The sequence below is a fragment of the Luteococcus sp. H101 genome (assembly GCF_038433155.1).
In the GTDB taxonomy this organism is placed as follows: domain Bacteria; phylum Actinomycetota; class Actinomycetes; order Propionibacteriales; family Propionibacteriaceae; genus Luteococcus.
Genome location: NZ_JBCDMW010000029.1, coordinates 12,884 through 37,986, shown reverse-complemented (window position 1 = coordinate 37,986; position 25,103 = coordinate 12,884). Strand labels below are relative to the sequence as shown.

General features: G+C 69.4%; 18 protein-coding genes. 6 read left to right on the top strand and 12 right to left on the bottom strand.

The features are described from left to right. The first annotated feature begins 35 nt into the window (after positions 1-35). The 4 genes from AAEX60_RS12165 (at position 36) to AAEX60_RS12150 (ending at position 5,709) form a co-directional block, all read left to right on the top strand. On the top strand, positions 36-860 hold the full coding sequence (locus AAEX60_RS12165) for a purine-nucleoside phosphorylase (RefSeq protein ID WP_342103811.1): 825 nt from the start codon (positions 36-38) through the stop codon (positions 858-860). 186 nt (positions 861-1,046) lie between these two features. Next, positions 1,047-2,711 carry a phospho-sugar mutase gene (locus AAEX60_RS12160; protein WP_342103810.1) on the top strand — a complete coding sequence of 555 codons (1,665 nt, stop codon included), beginning with the start codon at positions 1,047-1,049 and terminating at the stop codon, positions 2,709-2,711. Between the two features lie 239 nt (positions 2,712-2,950). Then, entirely contained in the window at positions 2,951-4,783 is a 1,833-nt protein-coding gene (locus tag AAEX60_RS12155; protein WP_342103809.1) for a DUF2207 domain-containing protein, read from the top strand. Beyond that, on the top strand, positions 4,780-5,709 hold the full coding sequence (locus tag AAEX60_RS12150; protein ID WP_342103808.1) for a CPBP family intramembrane glutamic endopeptidase: 930 nt from the start codon (positions 4,780-4,782) through the stop codon (positions 5,707-5,709). The genes AAEX60_RS12155 and AAEX60_RS12150 overlap by 4 nt, the downstream gene beginning before the upstream one ends. Before the next feature lie 259 nt (positions 5,710-5,968). Here the strand turns inward: AAEX60_RS12150 and AAEX60_RS12145 are convergent, their stop codons facing one another. The 8 genes from AAEX60_RS12145 to metG all read right to left on the bottom strand — a co-directional run bounded on the left by AAEX60_RS12145 (position 5,969) and on the right by metG (position 18,740). Further along, positions 5,969-7,864 carry a cell wall-binding repeat-containing protein gene (locus AAEX60_RS12145; protein WP_342103807.1) on the bottom strand — a complete coding sequence of 632 codons (1,896 nt, stop codon included), beginning with the start codon at positions 7,862-7,864 and terminating at the stop codon, positions 5,969-5,971. Positions 7,865-8,379: 515 nt separating this feature from the next. Continuing rightward, positions 8,380-9,264 (bottom strand): Sir2 family NAD-dependent protein deacetylase, encoded by an 885-nt coding sequence (locus AAEX60_RS12140; RefSeq protein WP_342103805.1) that lies wholly within the window; start codon positions 9,262-9,264, stop codon positions 8,380-8,382. 37 nt (positions 9,265-9,301) lie between these two features. Beyond that, on the bottom strand, positions 9,302-10,636 hold the full coding sequence (locus AAEX60_RS12135; RefSeq protein WP_342103803.1) for a toxic anion resistance protein: 1,335 nt from the start codon (positions 10,634-10,636) through the stop codon (positions 9,302-9,304). A 117-nt stretch (positions 10,637-10,753) separates the two neighbouring features. After that, entirely contained in the window at positions 10,754-11,899 is a 1,146-nt protein-coding gene (locus tag AAEX60_RS12130) for a hypothetical protein (RefSeq protein ID WP_342103802.1), read from the bottom strand. Then, complete coding sequence (locus AAEX60_RS12125; RefSeq protein ID WP_342103800.1) at positions 11,896-12,522, bottom strand: 5-bromo-4-chloroindolyl phosphate hydrolysis family protein; 627 nt, start codon at positions 12,520-12,522, stop codon at positions 11,896-11,898. Before AAEX60_RS12125 ends, AAEX60_RS12130 begins: the two co-directional genes overlap by 4 nt. A gap of 10 nt (positions 12,523-12,532) precedes the next feature. Further along, complete coding sequence (locus AAEX60_RS12120; RefSeq protein ID WP_342103798.1) at positions 12,533-14,170, bottom strand: vWA domain-containing protein; 1,638 nt, start codon at positions 14,168-14,170, stop codon at positions 12,533-12,535. A gap of 115 nt (positions 14,171-14,285) precedes the next feature. Continuing rightward, a complete protein-coding gene (locus AAEX60_RS12115; protein ID WP_342103796.1) occupies positions 14,286-16,736 on the bottom strand; it encodes a DUF2207 domain-containing protein in 2,451 nt (816 codons plus the stop codon). 198 nt (positions 16,737-16,934) lie between these two features. After that, positions 16,935-18,740: a methionine--tRNA ligase gene (gene metG, locus AAEX60_RS12110; RefSeq protein WP_342103795.1), complete on the bottom strand. Its 1,806-nt coding sequence runs from the start codon at positions 18,738-18,740 to the stop codon at positions 16,935-16,937. Between the two features lie 98 nt (positions 18,741-18,838). Here metG and AAEX60_RS12105 point away from each other — a divergent pair, with 98 nt between their 5' ends. After that, entirely contained in the window at positions 18,839-19,708 is an 870-nt protein-coding gene (locus tag AAEX60_RS12105; RefSeq protein ID WP_342103793.1) for a hypothetical protein, read from the top strand. Between the two features lie 160 nt (positions 19,709-19,868). Here AAEX60_RS12105 and AAEX60_RS12100 read toward each other — a convergent pair whose 3' ends face one another. After that, positions 19,869-21,020 (bottom strand): hypothetical protein, encoded by a 1,152-nt coding sequence (locus AAEX60_RS12100; RefSeq protein ID WP_342103791.1) that lies wholly within the window; start codon positions 21,018-21,020, stop codon positions 19,869-19,871. Between the two features lie 194 nt (positions 21,021-21,214). Here AAEX60_RS12100 and AAEX60_RS12095 point away from each other — a divergent pair, with 194 nt between their 5' ends. After that, positions 21,215-22,174, top strand: coding sequence for a S66 peptidase family protein (locus AAEX60_RS12095; protein WP_342103790.1), 960 nt, complete (start codon positions 21,215-21,217; stop codon positions 22,172-22,174). 345 nt (positions 22,175-22,519) lie between these two features. Here the strand turns inward: AAEX60_RS12095 and AAEX60_RS12090 are convergent, their stop codons facing one another. From AAEX60_RS12090 to AAEX60_RS12080, 3 genes are read right to left on the bottom strand one after another with little or no spacing between them, the layout of a single operon-like run. Further along, entirely contained in the window at positions 22,520-23,188 is a 669-nt protein-coding gene (locus AAEX60_RS12090) for a 3-oxoacid CoA-transferase subunit B (RefSeq protein WP_342103788.1), read from the bottom strand. Further along, positions 23,185-23,880 carry a 3-oxoacid CoA-transferase subunit A gene (locus AAEX60_RS12085; RefSeq protein ID WP_342103787.1) on the bottom strand — a complete coding sequence of 232 codons (696 nt, stop codon included), beginning with the start codon at positions 23,878-23,880 and terminating at the stop codon, positions 23,185-23,187. Before AAEX60_RS12085 ends, AAEX60_RS12090 begins: the two co-directional genes overlap by 4 nt. After that, positions 23,880-25,067 (bottom strand): thiolase family protein, encoded by a 1,188-nt coding sequence (locus AAEX60_RS12080; RefSeq protein WP_342103786.1) that lies wholly within the window; start codon positions 25,065-25,067, stop codon positions 23,880-23,882. The genes AAEX60_RS12085 and AAEX60_RS12080 overlap by 1 nt, the downstream gene beginning before the upstream one ends. Positions 25,068-25,103 lie beyond the last annotated feature (36 nt).

Here is a 25,103-nt window from a genome sequence, read left to right as displayed (position 1 = left end):
CCATGCTTTCCTGACTTGGCCGTATTGTTGGCGGCGTGAACCCGAGTGAATTCGAGCACCCCACGGCCGTGGCCCAGGCCGCCGCCGAGCACATCCGCCGGGAACTGTTGCCCCCCGCGGGTCTGGACCGGATTGACCTGGCCCTGGTGCTGGGCTCGGGCTGGAACCAGGGCGTCGACCAGCTGGGCGACGAGATCACCACCGTGCCGCTTGACGGGATTCCCGGCTTCAGCAAGCCGGTGGTGGCCGGGCACGGCGGCGCGCTGCGGCTGGCCCGTACAGCGAACGGCAAGGTGGCGATGGTGCTCACCGGCCGCACCCACTACTACGAGGGGCGGGGCGTGGCGCCCGTCGTGCACGGCGTGCGCACCGCCGCCGCGCTGGGCGCATCGATGCTGGTGCTGACCAATGGCTGCGGCGGCCTGGACCCGACGTGGGCCCCCGGCACCCCGGTGCTGATCAAGGACCACATCAACCTGACCGGCGCCACTCCCCTGCGCGGCGCCACCTTCATCGACCTTTCGGAGGCCTACAGCCGACGACTGATGGCGCTGGCCCGGGAGGTGGACCCGTCGCTGCCGGAGGGCGTCTACGTACAGTTCAGCGGGCCGCAGTACGAGACCCCTGCCGAGGTGCGGATGGCCGGCATCCTGGGCGGCAACCTGGTGGGCATGTCCACCGCACTGGAGACCATCGCCGCCCGCGAGGCCGGGCTGGAGGTGCTGGGCATCAGCCTGGTCACCAATGCCGCCGCGGGAATCACCGAGGCCCACCTGGACCACACCGAGGTGCTGACCGCCGGCAAGGACGCCGGACCCAAGCTCACGACGCTGCTCACCGGGCTGCTGGAGCGCCTCTGAAAAGTGGGTCGCTTGTCCCGTGGTCTTTTTGGTGGTGAGTTCGCAACCCAAATAACCTCAGGACAAGCGTCCAGAACTCCTGGGGGTCCCAACCCTCACCGCCGAGGGTTGGGAGACCCGGAGCTGACCCCATTCCATCGCCCGAGCCGCTAGCGTGGAGTCCAGCCGCACCACAAGGGAGCACCCATGATCGACGCCGAACTGCGCCGCACTGTCCTGACCTGGATCGCCGAGGATCCCGACGAGCAGACCCAGGCGCGGCTGGCCGAGCTGCTGGCGGCCAGCGACGCCGGTGACCAGAGCGCCACCGGCGAGATCACCAGCGCCTTTGCCGGGCCGCTGACCTTCGGCACCGCCGGGCTGCGCGCCGCGCTGGGCCCCGGCCCGGGCCGGATGAATCGCGTCGTGGTCAGCCAGGCAGCCGCCGGCTTCGCCGCCTGGTTGCAGAAACAGGGCCATTCCGGGGGCAAGGTGCTGATCGGCTACGACGCCCGCACCAAGTCCGACGTCTTCGCCCGGGACACGGCCGAGATCTTCGCCGGGGCGGGCTTTGAGCCCATCCTCAGCGACCAGCACGTCCCGACCCCGGTGGTGGCCTTCGGGATCAAGCACCTGGGTTGTGTGGCCGGCATCGTGGTCACCGCCAGCCACAACCCGCCCGCCGACAATGGCTACAAGGTCTACCTGGGCGACGGTTCCCAGATCGTGCCCCCGGCCGACGAAGAGATCGCCGACCAGATCGCGCTGGCCGCGGCCCGGCCGTTGGCCGAACTCCCCCGCTCCACCGAATACGCGCTGATCGGGCAAGAACTCGTCGACGCCTACTGTGAGGTGGCCGCCGCCCTCGTCACCGCCGACGCGCCCCGGCAGATCGACTGGGTCTACACCGCGATGCACGGCGTCGGCGCCCGCGTGGTGGAGCAGGCCGTCCAGGCCGCGGGCTTCCCGGCCGCCATCCCCGTCGGGCAGCAACACGACCCCGACCCGACCTTCCCCACCGTCGCCTTCCCCAACCCGGAGGAGCCCGGCGCCATCGACCTGGCCCTGGAGCTGGCGGAGCAGACCGACGTAGACCTGGTGATCGCCAATGACCCTGACGCGGACCGGTGCGCCATCGCAGCGCCCTTCCCCGTCGTCGGCTGGCGGATGCTGACCGGCGACGAGCTGGGTTCCCTGCTGGGCGACGACGCGATCCGTCGCAATGTCGCTGGCACCTACGCCAACTCGGTGGTCTCCTCCACCCTGCTGGGCACCATGGCCCGGGCCGCCGGGAAGCCGCATGTCACCACCTTGACCGGCTTCAAGTGGATCGGCCGGGTGCCTGACCTGGCCTTCGGTTACGAGGAGGCGATCGGCTACTGCTGTGACTCGCAGCACGTGCCGGACAAGGACGGGATCACAGCCTGCCTGACCATCCTGCGGCTGGCGGCCGAGCTGAAGGCCAACGGCCAGACCATCGCCGACCGCCTGGACGAGATTGCCCGCACCCACGGCGTCCACGCCACCGGCCAGCTCAGCGTCCGGGTGGAGGACCTGCAGATCATCCGCGACGCGATGACCAGGCTGCGCAGCAATCCCCCGGCCACCCTGCTGGGCGAGCCGGTGACGGTGCGGGACCTCAACCAGGGCACCGACGAGCTGCCGCCCACCGACGCGATCGAGCTGACCGGACCCGCGGTGCACGTCGTCGCCCGGCCGTCGGGCACCGAGCCCAAGCTGAAGTGCTATCTGGAGGTGCGGGTTGGCGCCAAGGAATCCGCCGCGGACCTGAAGGCCGCCCGGCAGCGCGCCGCCGAGATGCTGACCACCATCCGCGACGAGATGGCCACCGCTCTGGGCGTCGACGCCTGATCCCACCATCGCGCGAGCGGGGGGCCTCGACATGCTCGGCCACCGTGGTGGGGTTCCCGTTCACCCACAGCGGTGGGTTCCCAGCCACCCGCCGTGCTGGGGCGCCAGCCACCCGCCATCGGTGGCCCCGAGCCATCCGCCCGCGGCCGCCAGAGCACCTTCGCGCGGCTGGCTGACACGCGGCTGACATGGCCTTTTGGGTGCTGGTGACTGGTCCCGCGGTGGCATAGCGTGGAACCATGACGCCGATCCGCTGGTTCCGTGCCCTGTTCGTCGCGCTGTTGCTGGGTGTGCTCACCGCGTCCGGGTTGGCCGACGTCGCCCGGGCCGAGGACTCCAGCGCCTGGCAGATCACCAACTACGAGACGGTGGCCGACGTCGGGGAGAACGGCACCGCCAAGGTGACCACCACCATCGACTTCGACTTCGCGCACGACCCGGGGCACGGCCCCTTCCTTACCTTCGTCACCCGGCAGGGGGTCAAGGGCGACCCGGACCACTGGCGCCAGATCGAGATCCGCGACATCAGGGCCAGCAGCCCCAGCGGCGCCGCGGCCAACCTGAAGAAGTCCACCAGCGGTGGCGTGCTCACCCTGCGGGTGGGCCGGGAGGGCCGGACCTACACCGGCGTGCAGCGCTACGTGATCAGCTACACCATCCGCGGGATCGTCGAGCCGAAGCAGGCCGAGAGCCAGCTGGACGAGGTGAACTGGATGGCGATCGGCGACGGTTTCGAGGTGCCGATCCGCAATGCCAAGGTCACCCTGAACCTGCCCGCCGCCCCGACCCGCACCCAGTGCTGGGTGGACAGCTCGTCGAACTGCCAGCGGGCGACGGCTGACGGCCGCAGCGTCGTGTACCAGCACCGCAACCTGGGCCGGGGCGACTACCTGCAGACCGTCGCGGGGCTGCCCGTCGGCACCTTCGTCGGCGCCGAGCCAACGCTGACCCCGCGGGCCAACCCGGCCAAGGCCTTCTCCCTCACACCGCAGAACGCGGGCGGCGCGCTGGCCGTCCTGCTGGGCGCTGGCGCCCTGCTGCTGCAGGCCTTCCGACGCCACGGCCGCGACGAGGTCTACACCGGCCTGACCCCGGGCCTCAGCCCGGCGGCCGGCGGGGCTGAGGGCACCAGCCGCACCAGCCGGAAGGCACCCGTCGCCGTCCAGTTCACCCCGCCGGATGCCCGTCCGGGTGAGATCGGCACCCTGGTGGATGAGAAGGCAGACCGACGCGACGTGGTGGCCACCCTGATTGACCTGGCGGTTCGCGGACACATCCAGATTGCCCAGACCGGCAAGAAGGACTGGACCTTCACCCTGCTGTCCAGCCCCAAGGATGACCTGCTGCCGCACGAGCACCAGTTGCTGGCCTCCCTGTTCCGCAAGCAGGGGCAGGTGAGCACCCAGGACCTGCGCAACCAGAGCTACGCGACGCTCTTCCCAACCAACAAGAAGGCGCTCTACAAGCAGGTGGTGGGCGGACGGCACTGGTTCCGTAGCAACCCGGAAACCACCCGGGCGGTCTGGCTGGGGATCGGGATCTTCGTCACGGTGGCGGGGGTCCTGGCGGCCGGTCTGGGGATGGTCGCCTTCAACCTGGCCCTGCCCGGTCTGGCACTGGCCGCGGTCGGCATCCTGACCGTCATCTGCTCCCCCTCCATGCCGTCGCGCACCGCCGAGGGTTCCGCCGCCCTGGCCCAGGCGCGTGGCTTCGAGCTCTACCTGCGCACCGCGGAGGCCGACCAGCTGCGCTTCGAGGAGGGCGAGGACATCTTCTCCCGCTACCTGCCCTGGGCCATCATGTTCGGCGTCGCAGAGCGGTGGAGCAAGCTGTTCGAGAAGCTGGCCGCGGAGGGTCGCTACGACCTGCAGCCCACCTGGTATGTCGGCAACCAGTTCGGCTTCGGGTACGGCTATCTCGGCTCGTCGATGGGTTCACTGGGTGACTCCTTCAGCTCCGCGATGCAGGCCTCCCAGGCCTCCGCGGCGGCCGCCTCGGCCCGGTCCTCGGGCGGCTCGGGCTTCTCCGGCGGTGGCGGTGGCTTCGGTGGCGGGGGTGGCGGCGGCTGGTGACCGTCGCCCATCCGCTGCTGGAGCGCTTGCGGGCCGACGTCGCGTTGGGCCGCCGATCGGCCCCGGACCAACCACTCACCCCGTGCCGGGGGTGGCGCAGCCCGATGGCCCGGCTGCTGGTCTTCGTCGTCGTGCTGGCTCTCTTCGCGCTGGCCACCGTGCCCTTCGAGCAGGGCGGCAGCGCACCCGAGTGGGTCTACCAGGTAGCACAGCTGGGCGGCAGCGTGGCCGCCTACCTGGTGCTGGTCTGGCTGGTGGAGGGGCGATGGCCACCCGTGGAGCTGGCCTGGCGACGGATTGGGGGTCTCTCGGCCGGGCTGGCGATGGGTGCCGCCGGCTGCCTGCTGGTCTTCCTGCTGTGCTTGGCGGGCGGCTGGCGGACCGTCGCCGGGACCAATCCCGACGCGCCCCTGCTGATCCCGGCGCTGCAGCTGGGCGTCGTGGCCGCCGTCAGTGAGGAGATCATCTTCCGCGGCGTCTGTTTCCGGCTGACCGAGCCCGCGCTGGGCACGTGGGGCGCGGTGCTGGTCTCGGCCGGCGTCTTCGGCGGGGTGCATCTGGGCAATCCGCACGCCACCTGGTGGAGTGCGCTGGCCATCGCGGTGGAGGCCGGCGTGGGCTTCGGTCTGCTGTACGCCCTGACCCGCAGCCTGTGGCTGGTGATCGGCGTGCATGCCGCGTGGAATGTGGTGCAGGGGCCGGTCCTGGGTTCGGCCGTCTCCGGTGCCACCGGCAATGGCGACGGCCTGCTGGTCTCCCTGCCCAGCGGACCGACCCACTGGTCGGGCGGATCCTTCGGGCTGGAGGCCTCCTTGGTCGCGGTGCTGGTCTGGCTGGCCTGCTCCGTCTGGGTGGCGCGACGGCTGGTGGCCGGCCGCCACACGGTGACACCCGCGTGGCGTCGTCCGCAGGCGCTGAGGAACTGAAAGTCACTGAATCCCACATACAGTGGCGCCATTCTCCGGTAAATCGGCGGCCATTCCCACGCAATTTCCTGAGTGGAAATACTCACGTCAGTGGTTCACCACAATGTCACCAGGAATTCGTCCCAGTCAGGTGTCCATCGCGCCTCCCCAATGATGCACAAAACTGCCCAGAACAGGCCGAAGCCCCGCCTCCCGGGTGGGAGACGGGGCCCCGGACTGTTCAGCCAACCATGAGGACGAGCCCCATGGAAGTGCTAGATCACTTCGCGGAGATGGCGGCCTGGATCTGGGCCATCGCGGCAGCGGTGACGGTGGAGGGACCACCGATGACCACGGCGCCGGACGGCTGCGACAGCTCATTGCTGTTGCGCAGGTAGTTGTCCACCGTCAGCGGCAGGCTGCTGGCCTTGGTCAGCACCAGCGGGTTGGCGTACAGACCGGAGAAGGCGCCACCGGTGATGGCGTCCGCGTAGATCTGGCCGGAGGCAACCGACGGGTAGACCGGGCCCTTGAAGAACTTCTTGGCCAGGTTGACGGAGACCTCGTAGCGGTCGGCGCCGGGCACCTGGTACATGTAGTCCTTGCCAGCCGCCTTGATGGCGTCGCCACCAACGGCCACGTACTGGCCGTTGACAACCTGACCCACCAGCTGGGCGCCGGCGGAGTAGTTGGTCTTCCAGCGGGTGGCCCAGGTGCCCAGCTGGTCACCCTTGCTGCTGGCCTCACCGGTCAGCAGCACGACACCCTTGACGTTGACCGCGGCCGGGCCGGTGGTCAGCGCGTCGGTGTAGATGCGGCCGGTGGCCAGGAAGGCCGGGGCGGCACCCTGCTTGCCAGCGGCCTTGACGGCCTCGTCGCGAGCCTTGTCCAGAGCCTTGACCGCGTCAGCGATCTGGCCCGGGGTGGGGCGGTTGGCCAGGGCATCGGCCAGGGCGGTGGTGGCGGCGGTCAGCTTGGCCTGGGCCTTGGCCAGGGCGGCCGCGGTGGCGGCCTTCTTGGCACGGGCGGCGTTCAGCTTGTCCTGGATCGCAGCCATTTCCTTGGCAACGGCGGCGTTCTGCGCCGTGGCGGTGGCGGCCTTCTGCAGGGCCAGGGCAGCCTGGGAGACGGCCTCGGTCTTGGAGTTCACGTCGGCCACGCCGGCGTCAACCTTGGTGTTGGCGATGCCGATGGCGTCCTGGATGGTGTTGCTGCCCTGGATACCCAGCACGGTCATGGCGGCCTGGACGGCCGGGGCCTTGGCACCGGCGGTGGCCAGGTACTCGGTCATGGTGGACTGCAGCTCGGTGGTGGTCACGTCGGTGGTGGCCAGACCGTTGATCACCTGGGCGGCGGCGACGAACTTGTTCAGCTGCTCCTCGGAGGCCTGACGGGCGGCAACCGCGTCGTCGTAGGCCTTCTGGGTGGCGGCGGGAACGCTGACCAGCTCCATGGCCTTGGCATTCAGCTGGTCGACGAGGGCGTCAACCTGAGCCTGCGCGGCGTCGTCGGCCTTCTTGGCGGCGTCGTAGGCGTCGCGAGCGGCGTTGTAGGCAGCCAGGGCGGACTGGTAGGCAGCCTCGCGCTCCTTCAGGGCCTGCAGGGCGTCGTGAGCATTGCTGACCGAGTTGCTGCCCAGCTGGCAGGCAGCGGCCTCGGCGGCGTTGTTGTAGGCCACGGCCTGACGGTTCTCGCCACCGTTGCGCTCGATCTTGATGTTGCCCAGGAGGGACTTCAGCTGAGCCTCGACGGCCGGGCTGACGGTGCCCTCGCCACCGGAGATGACAACGCGGGTGACGGTGCCCTTCTTGGTCTTCAGGAAGTCGGCGACCGGCTTGCCCAGGCCATTGGCGCGGCTCAGCAGCACCGGGGCCTTCATGCAGCCGGACAGCGGGGTGACCGACACGGCGTCGGGCCACACGTAGCCGGAGGCGATCACGAAGGTCTTGCCGTCGGCCTTGCCGTCGGCCAGCGCGACCTTGGCGGCGTTCACCGAGACCTCCTGGCGATCCAGGCCGGAGATCCGGTAGGCGCCGCTGGAGAAGGGGACGATCGGCTTGGAGCCGTTGTCGATCGGCTGCGGGGCGGCAGCCAGGGCCGAACCGGGGGCGAGGGTCATGACGACGCCAGAGGCGGCAGCCAGGACGCCGAGCCGGGTCAGGGACTTGGAACCCATTGTGTAACTCCTTCTTGCGAGGCTGTGGGCAGCCTCCGCTGAACAGTTGGTCGTGAGACATTCGGGACGGGTAATTCCCGGATGACTCTGATGCTGAACATAGCAGTGGCAGGGTCGCCCGCCAATCCCCGCGAAAGTTGTCCAAATCCCGGTCCACGTGGTTGAAATTCATCGCCTTGGATTGATCCAAGGAATTCGACCCAGTCATGTGACCCAGACACCCCAGGCCCTGGACAGGCGTAACGGGGCTTGCCGTTGGCGTGTCCACTGGCCAATCTGACCGCCTGGTCCGAATGAGAGAAACCCAACGCCGAAACGCCTCCGGGCCGCCTCGGGGTCCCCCCGGGGGGTTCCCCGCTTCAACCAATCCTCAGTTTGGTCTCAGCGCGCGTGTGCCGTGCCACCGCAGACCTCTGATCGGGTCCCGGGCCAGGCCGTGATACGGCGCATTCACCGCCGTCCGGAACAGCCCGGCAAACCCGTCTGGTTCCCGAGAGCATCACCACCCGGGCCGGTCAACCCCGCAGAAGTGCGGGCAGGACGGCGCTGGTTCCCGCGTCCAGCCGGATGGTGGCCAGCTCGTCGGCCCGGGTGGCGCCCCGGTTCACCACCAGCACGGGCTTGCCGTCGCGGTGCATCCGACGGGCGAAGCGCAACCCGCTCATCACCGTCAGGGAACTACCCGCCACCAGCAGCGCGTCGGCCTCCTCGCACCAGGCGAAGGCTTGCTCCACCCGATCCCGGGGCACCGGCTCGCCGAAGAAGACGACGTCGGGCTTGAGCACTCCCCCACAGTCCTCGCAGGGCGGGACGACGAAGTCCTGCCAGTCGTCCACCACCGCGTCGGCATCCGGCCGCAGCTCGGCATGTCCCAGATCCGCGCGGGGCTGGACCCCCGGATTCAACTGCGCCAACCGCGGCTGCAGGTCCGCCCGGCGGCTCACCCGACGGCAATCCAGGCAGACCACGTCGGCCGAGCGACCATGCAGCGTGACCAGGCGGACCGACCCGGCCGCCTCGTGCAGCCCGTCGACATTCTGGGTGATCAGGCCGGTCAGCCGGGTGGGTCCCGCGCCCCGCTCCCACGCCGCCAGCGCCCGGTGGCCGGGGTTGGGCTCGGCCCGGCCCAGCTGGGCCCAGCCCTGGTAGTTGCGGGCCCAGTAGCGCCGTCGATTGGCCTCGTCGGAGACGAACTCGGAGTACAGCATCGGGGTGGCGCGCTGCGCGGACGGGCCGCGGTAGTCCGGCACCCCGGAATCGGTGGAGATCCCGGCACCGGTCAGCACCACCACCCGGTCCAGCTCCTCCAGCAGTTCCCGCGCGTCCTGGACGGTGCCGCGCAGGATGGTCGTCGGCTCCCAGGCGCGGGTGGCGCGACGGACGTTGACCAGGCTGTTCACCCGGGGAATCCTAGTGCGCCACCCAAGCCGGACAGTCTCAGGAAGCCGGGGTGGCCAGCTTCGGTGCCTGCTCCAGCACGGCCTGCGGCAACTCGGGGCCGGTCGGCAGCTCGACGGTCTGCTGGCTCTTGCTGACCAGCTCACTGACCGCCTTGTCCAGCCGGTCGGAGCTGGCCAGCATCGCCTGCTGGGCGGTCACGATGGAGCCGACCACCTGCTGGCGGGCCTGCTCGCCGTAGCGCACCGCCTCCTCGATCCCAGTGGCCTGGCTGTCCAGTGATGCGGCGACCTCCAAGATGGTCTCGGGCCGCAGGGTGGGGGTCTGCATCTGCCGGGCGATCTCCGGGATGGCTCGGCCGGACGCGCTGGCATAGGCTCCCAGCACCTCATTGGCCCCGTCCGCGACGGCCTGCTGCAGCCCCGCCGCCTGCTGGGCCTGCAACAGCAGCCCCCACTGGGCGATGGTCAGCTTCATCGTCGGGATGGTGAGGTTGACCAGCAGCGCCAACCGCTGGCCCAGGCCGTAGTGCAGGGTGCGGATGTTACGGATCTGCGGGCTGGTGGACCAGGCCACGAACAGCCGCTGCTGGAACTCGTTGATCCGGGTCTGCAAGGCCATGATGAACTCGGTGATCCGGGCGCGCTCCTCCTGCTTCTCCCGGCTGTCCGCGGCGTTGGGGTCGACGACGATCGCGTCGGCCTGCTGGTGGGCCTGCTCCAGCACCGCCTCCATCACGGCGATCACCCCCACCAGCTGGCTGATCGATGCCTCGTTGGCCTTGTACAGCTCGTCGCACAGCACCACATTGCGCTTGAGCTGCATCTGCTTCTCGGAGAGCTGGCCGGCAATCCGGTCAAGCTGCTGCTCCACCGAACGGGCCTCCTCGAAGAGCATCTCCACCAGGTCCCGGCCGCGCTTGAAGATGCCGTGCACGGCATCGATGAACCGATCAAAGGTCTCCCGCACCCGCGGATCGGCCGGGTCGTAGTGCCGCCGGAACTCCCGCATCCGGTCATTGATCTGGTGCATGATCGTGGTCAGCTCCGGGATCTGCACCGGCCCGACCTCCTGGAAGATCCGGTTGACCTGGGAGTTCACGGCGGTGAGCGCCTGGTCACCGAAGGTGGCCAGCTTCTGGGTGTCGGCCAGCATCGCCGGCAGCTGCTGGGTGGCGACGGCCCGGGCCTGCTCCTGCTGCGCCGGGCTCAGCATGGCCAGACAGGACAGGCCGCCGGACTGACTGCCGGGCGCCAGGTTGGTGATGGCGGATCCGCTCTGGGCCGCCTGCTGGGCCAGCTGGGCGACGCCACTCTCCGCGGGGCCGGCCGGCTGGGTGGGGGCGCCGGTGATGGCGCCGAAGTCAATGCTCATCTCGGACATGGTTGCCTCTCTTGGGCCTCGACACGCTCGGCCACCGTGGTCACTGTGGGTTCAGAGGGTTGGTCTTCCACCGGCCTCGGCACGCTCGGCCGTCGTGGAGTGGTTCGGTCAGGCGCAGTTCTTCTCGCTCTCCAGGCAGGCCAGCATGGCCAAGGTGACGTCGGCATTGGGGGCCGGGATGGTGCGCACCCGGGCCTGCAGCGGCAGCTTGTCGAAGGTCTTGACGTCATTGATGCCGGCGCTGGTGCCGGAGCGGAAGCCGTAGCGTTCCCAGGCGATCTTCTGGATCTCCGGGTCCTGCATGGCCTCGATCAGCCGGCCGCCGTCACCCTCCAGCGCCAGCACCGGATGGTCGGCGTAGATGGTCGGGTTCGGGTAGAGCATGGTGATCTCCTTCATCAGGCCATCGGGACGGCCGTTCTTGATCCAGTGCTGGATCACCTGGTTCTCGTAGCCGGCATAGAGCGGGGCCGAATACTCACCGCCCTGCAGCAGCCACTGCCTAAAGCCGTCGTCGGAGCTGGCGGCCTGTAGGCCGGAGGTCTCGTAGACCTGGCGCAGCGTGGGCAGCGCTTTTCTGGCCTGGGCCAGGGTGGGCGGGGTGGACAGGTCCTGGGTGGCCATCACCGTCAGCTCCAGCTGGGCCAGGGTGAAGCCGGAATTGGAGGTCCGGGCGTCGGTGCTGCCGATCCGCACCGGCCCGGTCAGGTCGCCGGCCTTCAGCTTCTGCCAGGTGCCATTGGCCAGTATCTGGTTGAGCAGCACCCCCTTGATGTCCAGGCTGTTGACGGCCCCATTGGTGGTGACCAGCTTGGCCCGCTTCAGCGCCTCGGTGGCGCTGGGCCCGGAGTAGATCACCTCCGGTGACTGCAGGACGGTGGCCGCCCGATAGCCGGGGAAGTCGCTGCCGTGCTTGGCCTCGAAGACGCTGCGGGCCGATGCGCTGGAGGGCCACAGACACTCATAACCCTTGGCCTTGATCTGCTCGGTGGTCAGCATCACCTGCTTGTAGGAGCCCATCGACGCGTAGTCCACGGCCAGGCCGTACTTGTCCTGCATCAGCTTCTTGACGTCTGGATCGGCCATCAGCTCGGACTTCTCCGAGCCGCCCGCGCAGCTGATCCTCACCGGCTGCTGGTTGAGCGGCTTCTGGGCGCCGGGGGTGCGTTGGGTGTACAGGTAGAGCCCGCCACCACCCAGCAGCACGGCCAGCAGGATGGCCAGCCCGACGACGAAGGAGGAGTTCTTCTTCACGGCTGTTCCTTGGGGATCTCGAGAGTGGGCATCTTGGGTGGGGCGACGGTCTCCAGGTTGGCCTGGTAGGCGGCCAGGTCCCCCTGGTTGACCAGCTTGATGTTGTCGGTGGCGAACTCCACGAAGCGGCGCACCGCCTGCTCACCGGCCACCAGCTGCGCCTCCGGTTGGTCATAGAAGGCCGGGTTGCGCTCGATGTCGGCAAAGGTGCTGACCACCCCGTCCAGGGATTCCAAGTGGCCGCGCAACTGGCTGGACGACGAGTACAGCGAGGTCGGGGAGGTGCGTTGCACCCGTCGCAGCAGTTCCGGCACCACCTGGGCCATCCGCTCCACCTCATTGCGCAGGCTGCGGGACTGCACCTGCCGAGCGTGCTGCCGGATCCGCTCCACCAGGTCCTCGCAGGCCTCCAGCTGGCCCCGGGCGTCGTCCCGGTAGGCCTCGTCGGTGATCTCGGCCGCCGAGCGCAGCAACATCAGTTTGGTGCCGCCGGCCGCCATCACCGCCAGCACGGCCGGGCCCAGCAACCGGATCGCGTCGGTGGCGTCGGCCAGGAGCGCGAACATCGCCAGGAAGACGACGGCCGCCATCCCCAGCGCCACCAGGGTCGAATGCTTCTTCACCGCGCTCCCGTCACCGGTACCCCGCGGCTTCGCGCAGCGCCGCCACCATGTCGTCCTTCTGCACGAAGGCTCCATTGGTGCTGGTGGCCACCTCCTGCAGCTGGCCGGGGTCGGCATCCTGGCCGAAGGCGATGGTCACCACCGGGGCCCCGCTGGCCTTGATCCGGGCCATGGCCTGGTCATGCTGACTGTTCTCGGACTGGCCGTCGGACATCACCACCACCAGCTTCTTGTACTTGGCGTCGGTGGCGGCCAGCTCGTCGGCGGCCCGGCTGAGGCAGGAGTACATGTTGGTGCCACCGCCGGGATTGTGCCCGGTCACCTGGGACTGCAGGTTCTTCAGGTCGGCGTCGGCATTGCCGTCCACCCGCCACGGCCCAGCCGCCACCGCGCCGTTGAAGATGGCCACCTGGGTGACGTCATTGGCGGCGGTCTGCAACAGGTTGCGGCGGGTCTGCTCCGGGTCGAACAGCGCCCCGGCAGCCTCCTTGACCCCATCCCAGCCCCCATTGCCGTCCATCGAACCCGACGCGTCCAGGCAGTAGAACAGGTGGACGGGCTTGCGGAAGGTGGTGTGGTAGGCGTCCAGCGCCTGCTGGATCACCGGCGCGGCGGGGAAGGTGACGCCCCGGTCCTTCAGGTTCGCCTTGATCCCCCAGTCCGGGTTGAAGACCTTGGGGTCGGCATTGGGCAGGCTCAAGCCGACGCCACCGGCGGGGCGGCGGCCCAGGCCCTGGATCTTCTTGGTGGCCTCGGCGTCGGTGAGCAGGTACTGCTGCAGCTCGGTGAAGATGGCGTGCTTGGCGTCCTGCTGCTCCTGACCTCGCTTGGCGAAACCGAGCGGGGCGTCGGAGATGGCCATCGCGCCGCGCGGGTAGGCGACGTAGAGGGGTTGCTTGCCCTGCGCCACCAGCTCCTGGTTCTTCTCGATCACCAGGTCTTCATAGGTGAACATGGTCTGACAGGCGTCGGGCTGGGCCAGGCAGTCATCCATCATGGTGCCGGTGGACGGTGGGGTGCGCTCGATGGACTGGATGAAGGTCTGCATCCCCTTGACCACGGTGGGGCTCTTCAGCTGCTGGGCGGTCAGCGCCTGGCCCGCCGGGTTGCCGGCGAAGTGGTTCAGAAAGCTGAACAGCGTGGTGGCGCCGGAATTGGACTGGGTGGGGTTGGTGGCCCAGACCTTGACCTTCTTGCTCTCCACCGACGAGATGATCTGGGCGGCGGTGACGTCCTTGCCCACCATCCCCAGCTGCTGCATCACCGGCTTGAAGCCGGCGTAGACCACCGGGGTGAGGAACATCGGCTTCACGTCGGTCAGCTGGGAGCCGGTGTTGCCCAGCTGGCTGAACACGCTGGAGGCAAACCAGAAGGCGTCGTGCGATCCCCCGCCGGACTGCAGCAGCCGGGCCTGGTCCACCGAGCCCATCAGGGTGTAGTTGCAGGTGTAACCCTTGGCCGTGCACCAGGGCACCACCACCTGCTCCAGGACGGAGCGCTGCTCGGAGCCCGCGACGATGTCCAGGGTCTTTGCCGGCTCGGTCAGGCCCGGGCCGGAGCCGGGCACCTTCGGGCTGCATGCCGTGAGCAGACTGGCGGTGGTGAGCAGGGCGACGGCCAGCCGGCCGGGGCGGGGAAGCTGCTTCATGCCCCAGTTGTAGCCGCTCACGGGTTCAACAATTGCCCGGCCAACCCCTTGTCAGTCAAGAGTTCACCAATTGCTCAACCTCTCCTGAATGGTGGGTGAACGGCGGGTGAACGGATCACCAGCTGTCGATGCTGGTGCCGCCGCCACCGCCACCCGAGCTGAAGCTGGACGAACTGGATGAGGAGCCCGAATCACCGCTGCTCCAACTGCTGCCGCTCGACGACGAACTGCTGGAGCTGCTGGAGGTGCGCGGCATCGCGTCGGCAATGGAAGCCTCCAGCCGGCCCAGGCCGTCCAGGTCCCCCATCAGCCACGGCACCGCGTTCTCCGGCGGCTGGGTGCGGCCGGCCGCGGCCGCCTCCCGACAGACCCGGACCCAGCGGTCCGCGACGTCGAACAGCACCGCCCACGGCAGGTAGCGGTTGAAGATGTCCTGCTCCTCCTCGAACCGGATCTGGCCGGCCTCGGCGGTGGTCAGGTAGTTCTTGAAACCGATCAGCTGGTCATGCCGCGCCGTGCCCAGCCCGGTCCGGCGGTACTTTGTCACGCCCGCCCGCTGGAAGGTCAGCCCAATGATGCTGCCCAGCACGCCGGCCACCGCCAGCACGGCGGACCGGGCCACGCCCCAGGTGGGCAGCAGCAGCCAGGCCGCCGCAAGGGTGCCACCCAACAGCACCAGCACCGACCCCAGCGGCACCGTCCACCCCGAGCGCACCGGCTGGAAGAGCGACGGGTGGCGGAACCGGCTGACGTGGCTGCGCACCTCATCGGCCATCGACTGGGCGGCGTCACCGACGGTGCCCATGCTGGTGGCGCTCGGGTCCGCAGCATCCAGCAGGATACGTGCCTCCAGGGGCGAGGCCTCCCTGACCGCGGCACCGGTCCGGCGCACCAGCAGCGGGTCGGACTCCAGGGTGATCAGGCCGTCGACGGCCATCCGGGTGAGCACGGCGGCCAGGTGCCGCGGGTGGTACTTGTCATCCAGCAGGGCCGCCGCCTCGCTCAGGCTGAGCTCCGGCGGGGTGAAGGCCACCGGGATCTGGGGATTGTCGTCGTCGGTCTCCTGCGGCGTGCCGTCGGGAATGATGCCGGGCGCCACCCCGGCGAACCGCTGGTCCGGCTTGCGGCCCACCAGGCGGCCCAGCATCGGAATGATCACCGTGGCCAGGAAGGCGCCGACGACACCACTGACCAGCCAGTGCCCGTGGGTGGCCTCGCGCAACTGCTCGCTGGGCTGCAGGGCGGACTGGTCCGCGCCCGGCACCGCGGTGGCCGGCAGCCAGACGTCCAGGAAGTCGCCGTCCCAGCCCGGCCCCCGGGCCAGGGTCACCGTCGGGCCGGCGACGGTGGGCTTGTCCTCCATGGAGTGGCACTCCGCGTCCCTGTGCAGCATCCGGCTGACGCACTCCGCGCGCTGTACCGGGCCGGGGGCGGTCAGCCGGTAGCTGGACCTGGCGTCGTCCTCCAGGCTGAGCGCCGCCGCCGGCCAGCTGAACCGGACCCGATCCCCGTCGCGCACGCTGGCGCCCTGCACCCGATAGCTGAGCACCATCGTGCGCGCCCGGGTACCCGCCGGGACCGTGACGCTGATCTGTTCCTCCGCCCAGGAGGGCTCGGCGCCGTAGGCGGGCTGCTGACCGACCTCCACCGGCTCGCCGTCCACGCTCGCCCGCACCTGGTCCACCCGGAAGACCTGGTCCCGTTGCGTGTCATAGGCGATCCGGTTGGGGACTTGCAGGATGACGTTGCCGTAATCCCCCGACGACGAGACGGTGGCGGTGTGGGTGACCGTCGCGCTACCAGTGGCTGCCAGCTTGATGTCGGTTTGCGCAGCCAGCGCGGTGGGATAGTCGAAGGTCCGGTCCACCAGCGTCGGGACGGCATTGTTCACCGACCCCTTGGCGATCAGCGCGGCGACGGTCAGCGCCGTGCCCTGGTAGTGGTCGCTGCCAGAGAAGGTGACGCTGCTGCCCTTCGCCGTGGTCCGGCACTGGCTGGCGGAGCACTTCGGGCCACTCAGCGCGCCGGGGGCCTTGATGGTGACCTGGTATGACTCGATGGTCGGGATCTCGTTGCTGGTGACATCCCAGTAGAACTCGGGCTGGCCGTCGAAGGTGCGCAGGGCACCCTTGGCGGTGTACCGGATCCGGTAGCTGGCCTCCTGCCCCTCGATGGTCTTGTTCGGGTCGCCGATCTTCAGGGCCCGCCGGCTGGCGCCGTCACTGGCCGTCTCGGTCTGGCTGGTGAAGGGCACCTTCTCCCCGTCAGCGTCGGTCACCTGCAGCCCGCTGAGTTCGTACAGCGCCAGCTTGGAGCGGTCGGCTCCCCAGACCTCGCCGGTGAGGATCGTGAAGGAGATGCCATGCCGGCCGGGCTCACCGAAGTGGTAGTCCACCCGGTAGTCCATGTCCACCAGCCCGTCGGGGCGAATGGTGTAGCTGACCGCCAGCGTGCGGATGCTGTCCCCCGGCGCGGCCGACGCGGGCCGGCCACCCGTCGCACCCAGGCCCAGTGCGAGCAGCAGCGTGATGGCCAGCCAGACGACTCTCTTGGACAGCGTGGTCATGCGCCTCATCATGACAAGACGCGAGCTCAGCCCCACCAGCCGGACGCGCCCGCGGGCGGTTCTGGTCATGCCACCAACCCGTCACACCCAAGGGCCCGTCTGCCCACCACGCGGTGGGAACGGACAATGGCCGAAGTTCTGGGCTCTGGGGAGAGACCAAAACTTCCCCACTGATTCGACTGACCCGTCAGCAGCTGCTCAGGCCGGGATGATCGGCGCCCATTCGGGGCCGGTCTCGCCCAGCTTCTCGTCCAGCTTGGCGAAGATCGGGCTGGGCTTGGCCAGCGGGGTGCCGACGGCGATCGGCCGGGACTCCCAGCGAGCCTGCTCGGCGGCGTAGTCGCCCTGCAGCACCGGGTAGGACTTCTCGACCCCGTCCTCGTTCTTCTCGGTGACCTCCACCAGCTGCGGCTGCGCGGCCCAGATGCCGTCGCCACCCATCGCGTCGAAGACCTGCTGCGCGGCGTGCGGCATGAAGGGCGTCAGCAGCGTGTTGCAGTCGCTGACCACCTGCAGGGCCACGTGCAGCACGGTGTTGCGACGCTCCGGCTGGTCCTTCAGCTTCCACGGCTCCTGGTCGGACAGGTACTTGTTGGCCAGACTGACAATCCGCATCGCCTCGGTGATGGCGGCCTTGAACTTGCACACCTGGAGCAGCTCGCCGACGGTCTGGAAGCCCTGCTTGCTGGCCGCCAGCAGCTCGTTGTCCGCGTCGGTGAACTCGCCGGCCTCCGGGATGGCGCCCACATTCTTGTGCGCCATGGAGATGGAGCGGTTGACCAGGTTGCCCCACTCGTTGGCCAGCTCGTAGTTGGTGCGCCGGACGAACTCGTCCCAGGTGAAGTCGGTGTCCTGGTTCTCCGGGCCGGCCACCGCGATGAAGTAGCGCAGCGCGTCGGGACCGAACTCCTTGAGGAAGTCGCCCACGAAGATGCTCGCGCCGCGGGAGCTGGCCACCTTGGAGCCACCCATGGTGAGGAATTCGGAGCTGACCACCTCCGTGGGCAGGTCCAGGGTGCCGAACCACTCGCTGGTGCGGCCGCCCTTGTCCCCCTTGCCGTCGGCGCCCAGCAGGATGGAGGGCCAGATCACCGAGTGGAAGACGATGTTGTCCTTGCCCATGAAGTAGTAGCTCTTGGCCTGCTCCCCGGTCCAGAAGGTCTTCCAGGCCTCGGGATCCCCGGTGCGCTTGGCCCACTCGATGGAGGCGCTCAGGTAGCCGATCACCGCGTCGAACCAGACGTAGATCCGCTTGAGGTTGTTGCTCTCCCAGCCGTCCAGCGGGATCTTGATGCCCCAGTCCAGGTCACGGGTGATGGCCCGCGGCTGCAACTCCTTGGCGAAGTTGGCGCTGAAGCGCAGCACATTGGGCCGCCAGTCCTGCCGGGTCTCCAGCCAGGCCGCCAGCGCGTCGGCGAAGGCGGGCAGGTCCAGGAAGAAGTGTTCGGTCTCGACGAACTTGGGCACCTCGCCGTCGATCCGGCTGTGCGGGTTCTTCAGGTCGACGGGGTCCAGCTGCCGGCCGCAGTTGTCGCACTGGTCACCGCGGGCGCCGTCGAAGCCGCAGTGCGGGCACTCCCCCTCGATGTAGCGGTCGGCCAGGGTGCGGCCGGTGGACGGGCTGATCGCGCCCATCTCCGTGCGGCTGATGATGTAGCCGTTGTCATGCAGGACGGTGAACATCTCCTGCACCACCTGGCGATGGTTGTCCGTGGTGGTGCGGGTGTAGAGGTCATAAGACAGGCCCAGGCCCTGCAGGTCCTCGGCGATGATCCGGTGGTACTTGTCGGCGGTCTGCTCGGCCGTCAGGCCCTCGGAGTCGGCCTTCACCTGGATGGCGGTGCCGTGCTCGTCGGTGCCGGAGACCATCAGCACGTTGTGGCCGGACATTCGCATGAACCGCGAGAACACGTCGGAGGGGACACCGAAACCGGAGACGTGACCGATGTGGCGGGGACCATTGGCATAGGGCCACGCGACGGCGGCAAGAATGTTGGCACACATGGGGGAAAGACTATCGCCCGCCCATGCAGGGCTGGAACACGGCATTGGCCCCGGCACTATCGTGGAGGGCACCGCCCGCCCGGCCGTCGAGGAGCTCCGTGAACCGCATCACCTTCCACACCCCACCCGGCTGGCCGACGCCGCCCGAGGGCTATCTGCCCGCGGCCGACTGGCGGCCGGACGCGAGCTGGCCACCGGCCCCGGCCGGCTTCCAGTTCTACCGCGACGCCTACGGCTACCCGACTCCGCCACCGCCCGAGTACTGGCAGCCCGGTCCGCTGCCCGACTGGAGCGCCCGGGCTGCCGCCGGCCCCGAAGAGACTCCCCCGGTGGCCGCCGCCCCACCTGACTTCAACCCCGGAACGGTGCCGGTCCTGGCCCCGAAACGGCGGATCTGGCCCTGGCTGGTTGGGCTCCTGGTGCTCTCCCTGCTGGCGACGGGGGGTGTGCTGGGCTGGCGGTACTGGAACCGCGCCGACGCTCCCCCGAACCAGGTGGCCTCGGTGAGCGAGCTGTACAACCCGCCGTTGACCGTCGGCACCGCGCAGTATGTGCTGGTGGGTGAGGAATCGCAGGAGCTCTTCAAGGGCAGCCAGCCGTGCATCCCCAAGGCCAATGCCGCGGTGAAACCGGCGCAGCAGCTGGTGCTGGCCGGCACGGACAGGGGCTGGGCGGCGGCCACCTGGCGCTTCCGGGACACCGCCGCGGCCAGCAAGGCCTGGCAGGAGCTGCAGACCGCGATCGACGGCTGCACCTCCGAGGAGTACACCTTCACCGACAAGCGCAGTTCCGTGGACCCCGCGGAGCAGTGGCACCAGTTCTCCCAGAAGAAGAAGGACGGCACCGACCACGGCCGGGTGGTGCTCACCGCCGACGCCAACACCGTCACCTGGATCGAGGGTGGCCGCGAGGACATGGGTCAGACCGCCTTCAAGGCGATCCGCAAGCGGCTGGCCGAGCTGGACTGACTCCCCGAAAGTGGGTCATTTGCACTGACCGCGTCTGGCACTGACGGCGCCGGAGGCGGTCAGTACCTCTGTCCACGACGGGTGGGCCGGCGGTACGCCCGTGAGACGGGGCCGACACCCAGCGGGCGTCGGCCCCGTGCGTGCCGCGGACGGGTGATGCCTACGCGTCCGGGGCCACCAGGGTGGGCAGCGCCGCGTCGAAGAGTTCGCGGAAGCGCAGCACCGGGTGGATGTAGGACTTGGGCCGGTTGGCCTCCTGCAGCTGATAACCCCAGGTGGCGGCGCGCATCCGCTGGGCCGAGGTGCCGTGGTGACCGTCGCTGGTGAAGGAGCAGTCCCCGATGCCGTAGAAGACCCGGTTGAACTCGGCCACCCGCTTGAACTGCATGCTCAGCCCCTTGGGATGCGACGAGAAGTAGGCCGCGGAGGCATCGGCGTGCAGCTCGGTGCGACGGGTGCCCTCCGGGCTGGAGGCGTCGTCGGGGCTGATCATCCCGGTCTCGAACTGGATGTGGTGGCCGAACTCATGGGCCAGCACCACCTGGGGAGCCACATCGCCATAGCCCAGCTCGTGGTAGGCCTGCAGCAGGCCCGGGCCCATCACGATCCGGTCGGTGATCTGGGGGTACTGCCCGAAGGTGGAGTAGGCAAAGGCATTGAAGGTGAGCAGCGGATTGTTGCCCTGCTGCAGGCCCTCGCTGGTCTTGACGTAGTCGGCGACGAACTGGGCAATGACCAGCGCATCCTGGGGGCTGAGGCCCAGCTCCTGGTAGATCATCTGCATCCGCTCCACATTGGAGTAGATGCTGCCGCCCATCTGCATCAGCGCGATGTCGGAGCTGTTGATGTCCCAGAAGCGCTGCAGCTTGCGGAAGGTCTTGGTCAGCGCCTGGGCGTCGACGGTGAGCGGGTAGGCGGCGGTGTCGGTGGCCAGCATCGCGTCGTAGGCGGGCAGCATGTCCAGCCCGGTGAGCTGCAGCACCTGCAGGTCATCCTGGCTCAGCTTGGCAACCTCGCGGTCCACCCACGCGGCGACGTCGGTGTTGTTGTCGCAGACATAGTCGTCGGGATTGATCGCGCGCAGCGCCGGACGGTCCAGGTGGCTCGCGGGATGCTTGGCCTGGAAGCTGGCGATCTTGCTGGCCAGGTCAACCTTGGGCAGCTTGCTGGTGTCCAGCTGGCGGGTGGCCGGGGCCAGGGCCGGTACGGCCGACGAAAGCTCGGCGTGGGCAGGGGCGAGGCTGGGGCCGCCGAGGCACAGCCCCAGGGCGAGAGCCGCGGCGGCGATGCCGCGGATGGGCTTGGTGGACACGAATCCTCCTGTGGTAGTGGGTGGGCCCAAGCGTGCCCAAAGCCACGCATTCTGGGGAGTGTCTTGCCCACTGGCTGGATGGGTCGCCGCTCGATGATGGGAGCGCAGGTACCTGCGGTGTGGTTGCCTTGTGGTCGTGAGATCACCGGAACCCACCCGCACACTGCTCAGCGTCGTCCCCTCGGGAGTGGTCCGTGGCTGAGCACCATCGCCCGGCTGGCCCGGGCAGTCAGGAGGGCCCGGGCCGGCACGCGGGGCTGGGGCCGCTGCGCTCGGGAGCGCGGGTCGCACTGCTGGCCACCGCCGGGCAGGTGCCCGAGGACCGGGTGGCCGACGGGGAGCGAGTGCTGCGCGGCTGGGGCCTGGAGGTGGTCAGCATGCCGACCTCCCGCGGCACCCATCCCCGGGCCCGTTACCTGTCCGGCACCGACGCCGAACGCGCCCGGGACCTGCAGCAGGCCTGGTGTGACCCGACGGTGGAGGGGATCTTCCTGGTCCGCGGCGGCTACGGGACGGTGCGCATGCTGGACCTGCTGGACGTCGATGCCATTCGCGCCGCCGCACCCAAGCCCGTCTATGGCTGCAGCGACATCACCGCCCTGCAGGAATTCCTGGACGAGCAGCTGGGCGTGGCCAGCTGGCACGGCCCGATGGTCGGATCGACGTCGGTGCAGAAGAATGCGCTGGCCGCCGAGTGGCTCCGCCAGGCCGTGCTCGACCCCTGGCGGGGACGGGTGATCGCGCCCGAGGACGCCAGCTGGCTGGTGCCGGGCTCGGCCGGTGGCCGGCTGATCGGCGGCAACCTGTCCCTGCTTGCCATGACCCTGGGGGCGCGCACCCGGCCGCCGCTGGACCACGAGGGCACCATCGCCCTGCTGGAGGACGTCCACGAGGCCACCTACAAGCTGGACGGCTACCTGACCGCCCTGTTGCGAGCCGGTTGGTTCGACGGGGTCCGGGCGGTGGCCTGTGGTTCCTGGCACGAGTGCAAGGAGCCGGAGGTCCGGGAGCTGGTGCTGGAGTTGCTGGGCCCGCTGGACATCCCGATCGCCTGGAACTTGGGTTTTGGCCACGCCAGCCCGGTGCGCACCGTGCCATTGGGGGTCGACGCCCGGCTGGACGGGGACACGCCCCGGCTGACGCTGCCCGGCTGAGGGCGGTTGCCCGGGCGGCGAGCCAGCCAGGCGTCCCGGCCGTGCGCGCGTGATATGGCCATGACGAAGACGTCGGCCACGATCCTCGCACCGCTCCGCAACGATCCCCGAGCCGGTCAACTGGCTCGAACGGGCCCGGACTCAGTAGCGGCTCATCGAAGGCCTGCCCCGGCCCTCGACAGGGTCGGGCATCGCGGCTGGGAGTGGCTCGGGCGAGCCCGGACTGAGTGGCCGCTCGGGTTTCATTTTCCCGCGACGGATGTATCCGAGGCGGGAAAACGAAACCCGAGCGCCGCCCGAGAGGCCCCCACCCGGCCACCGGGCGGGCGGGTGGCGACCGGCGGGTCAGTCGACGGGGACCAGGTCCACGTCGAGCCGCTGGGACAGCTCGGCCAGGCTGATCCCCCACGTCGCGCGCACGCCCACCGCGTCGCGCCCCGGGCCCACCTCGAAGACCGCGTGGTTGGTGTAGACCCGGCTCACGCAGCCCACCCCGGTCAGTGGGTAGGTGCAGCCGGGCACCAGCTTGGCGCTGCCGTCGCGGCTGAACAGCGACATCATCACGTAGACCTGCTTGGCCCCGATCGCCAGGTCCATCGCCCCGCCGACGGCCGGGATCGCATCCGGCTTGCCGGTGTGCCAGTTGGCCAGGTCACCGGTGGCGGCCACCTGGTAGGCGCCCAGAACGCAGACGTCGAGATGCCCGCCGCGCATCATCGCGAAGGAGTCCGCGTGATGGAAGTAGCTGGCGCCGGGCAGCTCCGTGACGGGCACCTTGCCGGCATTGGTCAGGTCGGGGTCAATCTGGTCACCCTGCGCGGCCGGCCCCATCCCGAGCATCCCGTTCTCGGTGTGCAGCACGACGCCCGCGCTGGCCGGGATGTGGTCGGCCACCTGCGTCGGCTGGCCGATCCCCAGGTTCACGAAGGACCCCTCGGGGATGTCTGCGGCAATCAGGGCAGCCAGCTCGCTGGTGCTGAGCGGCTCCCGGTCTGTGTGCTCGACGAAGCTCATCGGGCTCCCTCCACGGTGTAGGAACGGGCGTCGACGCGCACCACGCGGTCGACGTAGATGCTGGGGGTGACCACATTCTCCGGGTCCAGCTCGCCGGTCTCGACGATGTTGTGCACCTGGGCGATGGTGTGGGCGGCGGCGGTGGCCATCACCGGGCCGAAGTTGCGGGCGGTCTTGCGGTAGACCAGATTGCCCATCCGGTCCGCGGTCTCGGCCGCGATCAGCGCCCAGTCACCCTTGATCGGGTACTCCAGCAGGTAGTCCCGGCCGTCGATGGTGCGGGTCTCCTTGCCCTCGGCCAGCGGCGTACCGACGGCCGTCGGGCAGTAGAAGGCCCCGATCCCGGCGCCGGCGGCGCGCATCCGCTCGGCCAGGTTGCCCTGCGGCACCACCTCCAGCTCCACCTTGCCGGCCAGGTACAGCTCGTCGAAGACATAGGAATCGCTCTGCCGCGGGAAGGAGCAGATCACCTTGCGCACCCGGCCGGCCTTGAGCAGCGCCGCCAGGCCCACCTCCCCGTTGCCGGCATTGTTGGCGACGATCGTCAGGTCCTTGGCGCCCTGGCGGATCAACGCGTCGATCAGGTCGAAGGGCATGCCGGCCAGGCCGAAACCGCCCACCAGCACGGTGTCGCCGTCGCGGATGTCCGCGACCGCCTGGTCCGTCTCCTGCAGGATCTGGGTGAGAGCCATCAGTTCTTTCCTTCCTCGTTCTCCAGTACCACGGCCAGGCCCTGGCCGACGCCGATGCAGATGGCGGCCAGACCCCAGCGGATCTGCTGGTCACGCATCCGCTTGGCCAGCGTGCCCACCAGCCGGCCGCCGGAGGCCCCCAGCGGGTGCCCGATGCTGATCGCGCCGCCCTTGGCGTTGACGATCTCGGGGTCGATCCCCCACGCGTCGACGCAGGCCAGCGACTGCACGGCGAAGGCCTCGTTCAGCTCGACGGCACCCACCCGGGACCAGTCGATCCCGGCCCGTTGCAGGGCCCGGTTGGCGGCCTCGACGGGCGCGAAACCGAACCGCTGCGGTTCCAGGGCGTGGGCCGCGCGGCCCGCGATCCGGGCCTGCGGCTGGGCGCCCAGCAGGTCCGCGGCCTTCTCGGAGCCCAGCAGAACGGCGCTGGCCCCGTCGTTGAGCGGTGAGGCATTGCCGGCGGTGATCGAGCCGTCGGGCCGGAAGGCGGGCTTGAGGCTGGCCAGCTTCTCCGGGCTGCTGCCGGGGCGGATCGACTCGTCGCGGGTCAGCTCGACGCCCTCCACCTCGCACACCAGCTCGTCGTAGAAGCCGTCGGCCCAGGCCCGGTCCGCGAGCACATGGGACCGGGCGGCGAACTCGTCCTGGCGCTCCCGGGAGATGCCGAACTCGGCCTGCAGCTGCTCATTGGCCTCACCCAGCGAGACGGTCCACTCCTTGGGCATGGCCGGGTTGACCAGCCGCCAGCCCAGGGTGGTGGACACCGCCGCCAGGTCCTTGGCCGGGAAGGCCCGGTCCGGCTTGGGCAGCACCCACGGGGCCCGGGTCATGGACTCGACGCCGCCGGTGAGGATCACGTCGGCATCGCCCGCGTCGATGGCCCGGGAACCGATCATCACGGCGTCCAGGCTGGAGCCACACAGCCGGTTCACGGTGGTGCCGGGCACGCTCACCGGCAGACCGGCCAGCAGGGCGCCCATCCGCCCCACATTGCGGTTCTCCTCGCCGGCACCGTTGGCATTGCCCCAGACCACGTCGTCTATCCGGGCGGGATCCAGCTGGGGGTGGCGCGCCAGGCTGGCGCGGATCACGGCGGCAGTCAGGTCGTCGGGGCGCGCCCCGGCAAGGCCACCGTTGAACTTGCCGAACCGGGTCCGCACCGCGGAGTACACGTAGGAGGTCATGTCCATGACGCTACGACCCAGCACCGATATTGTGAA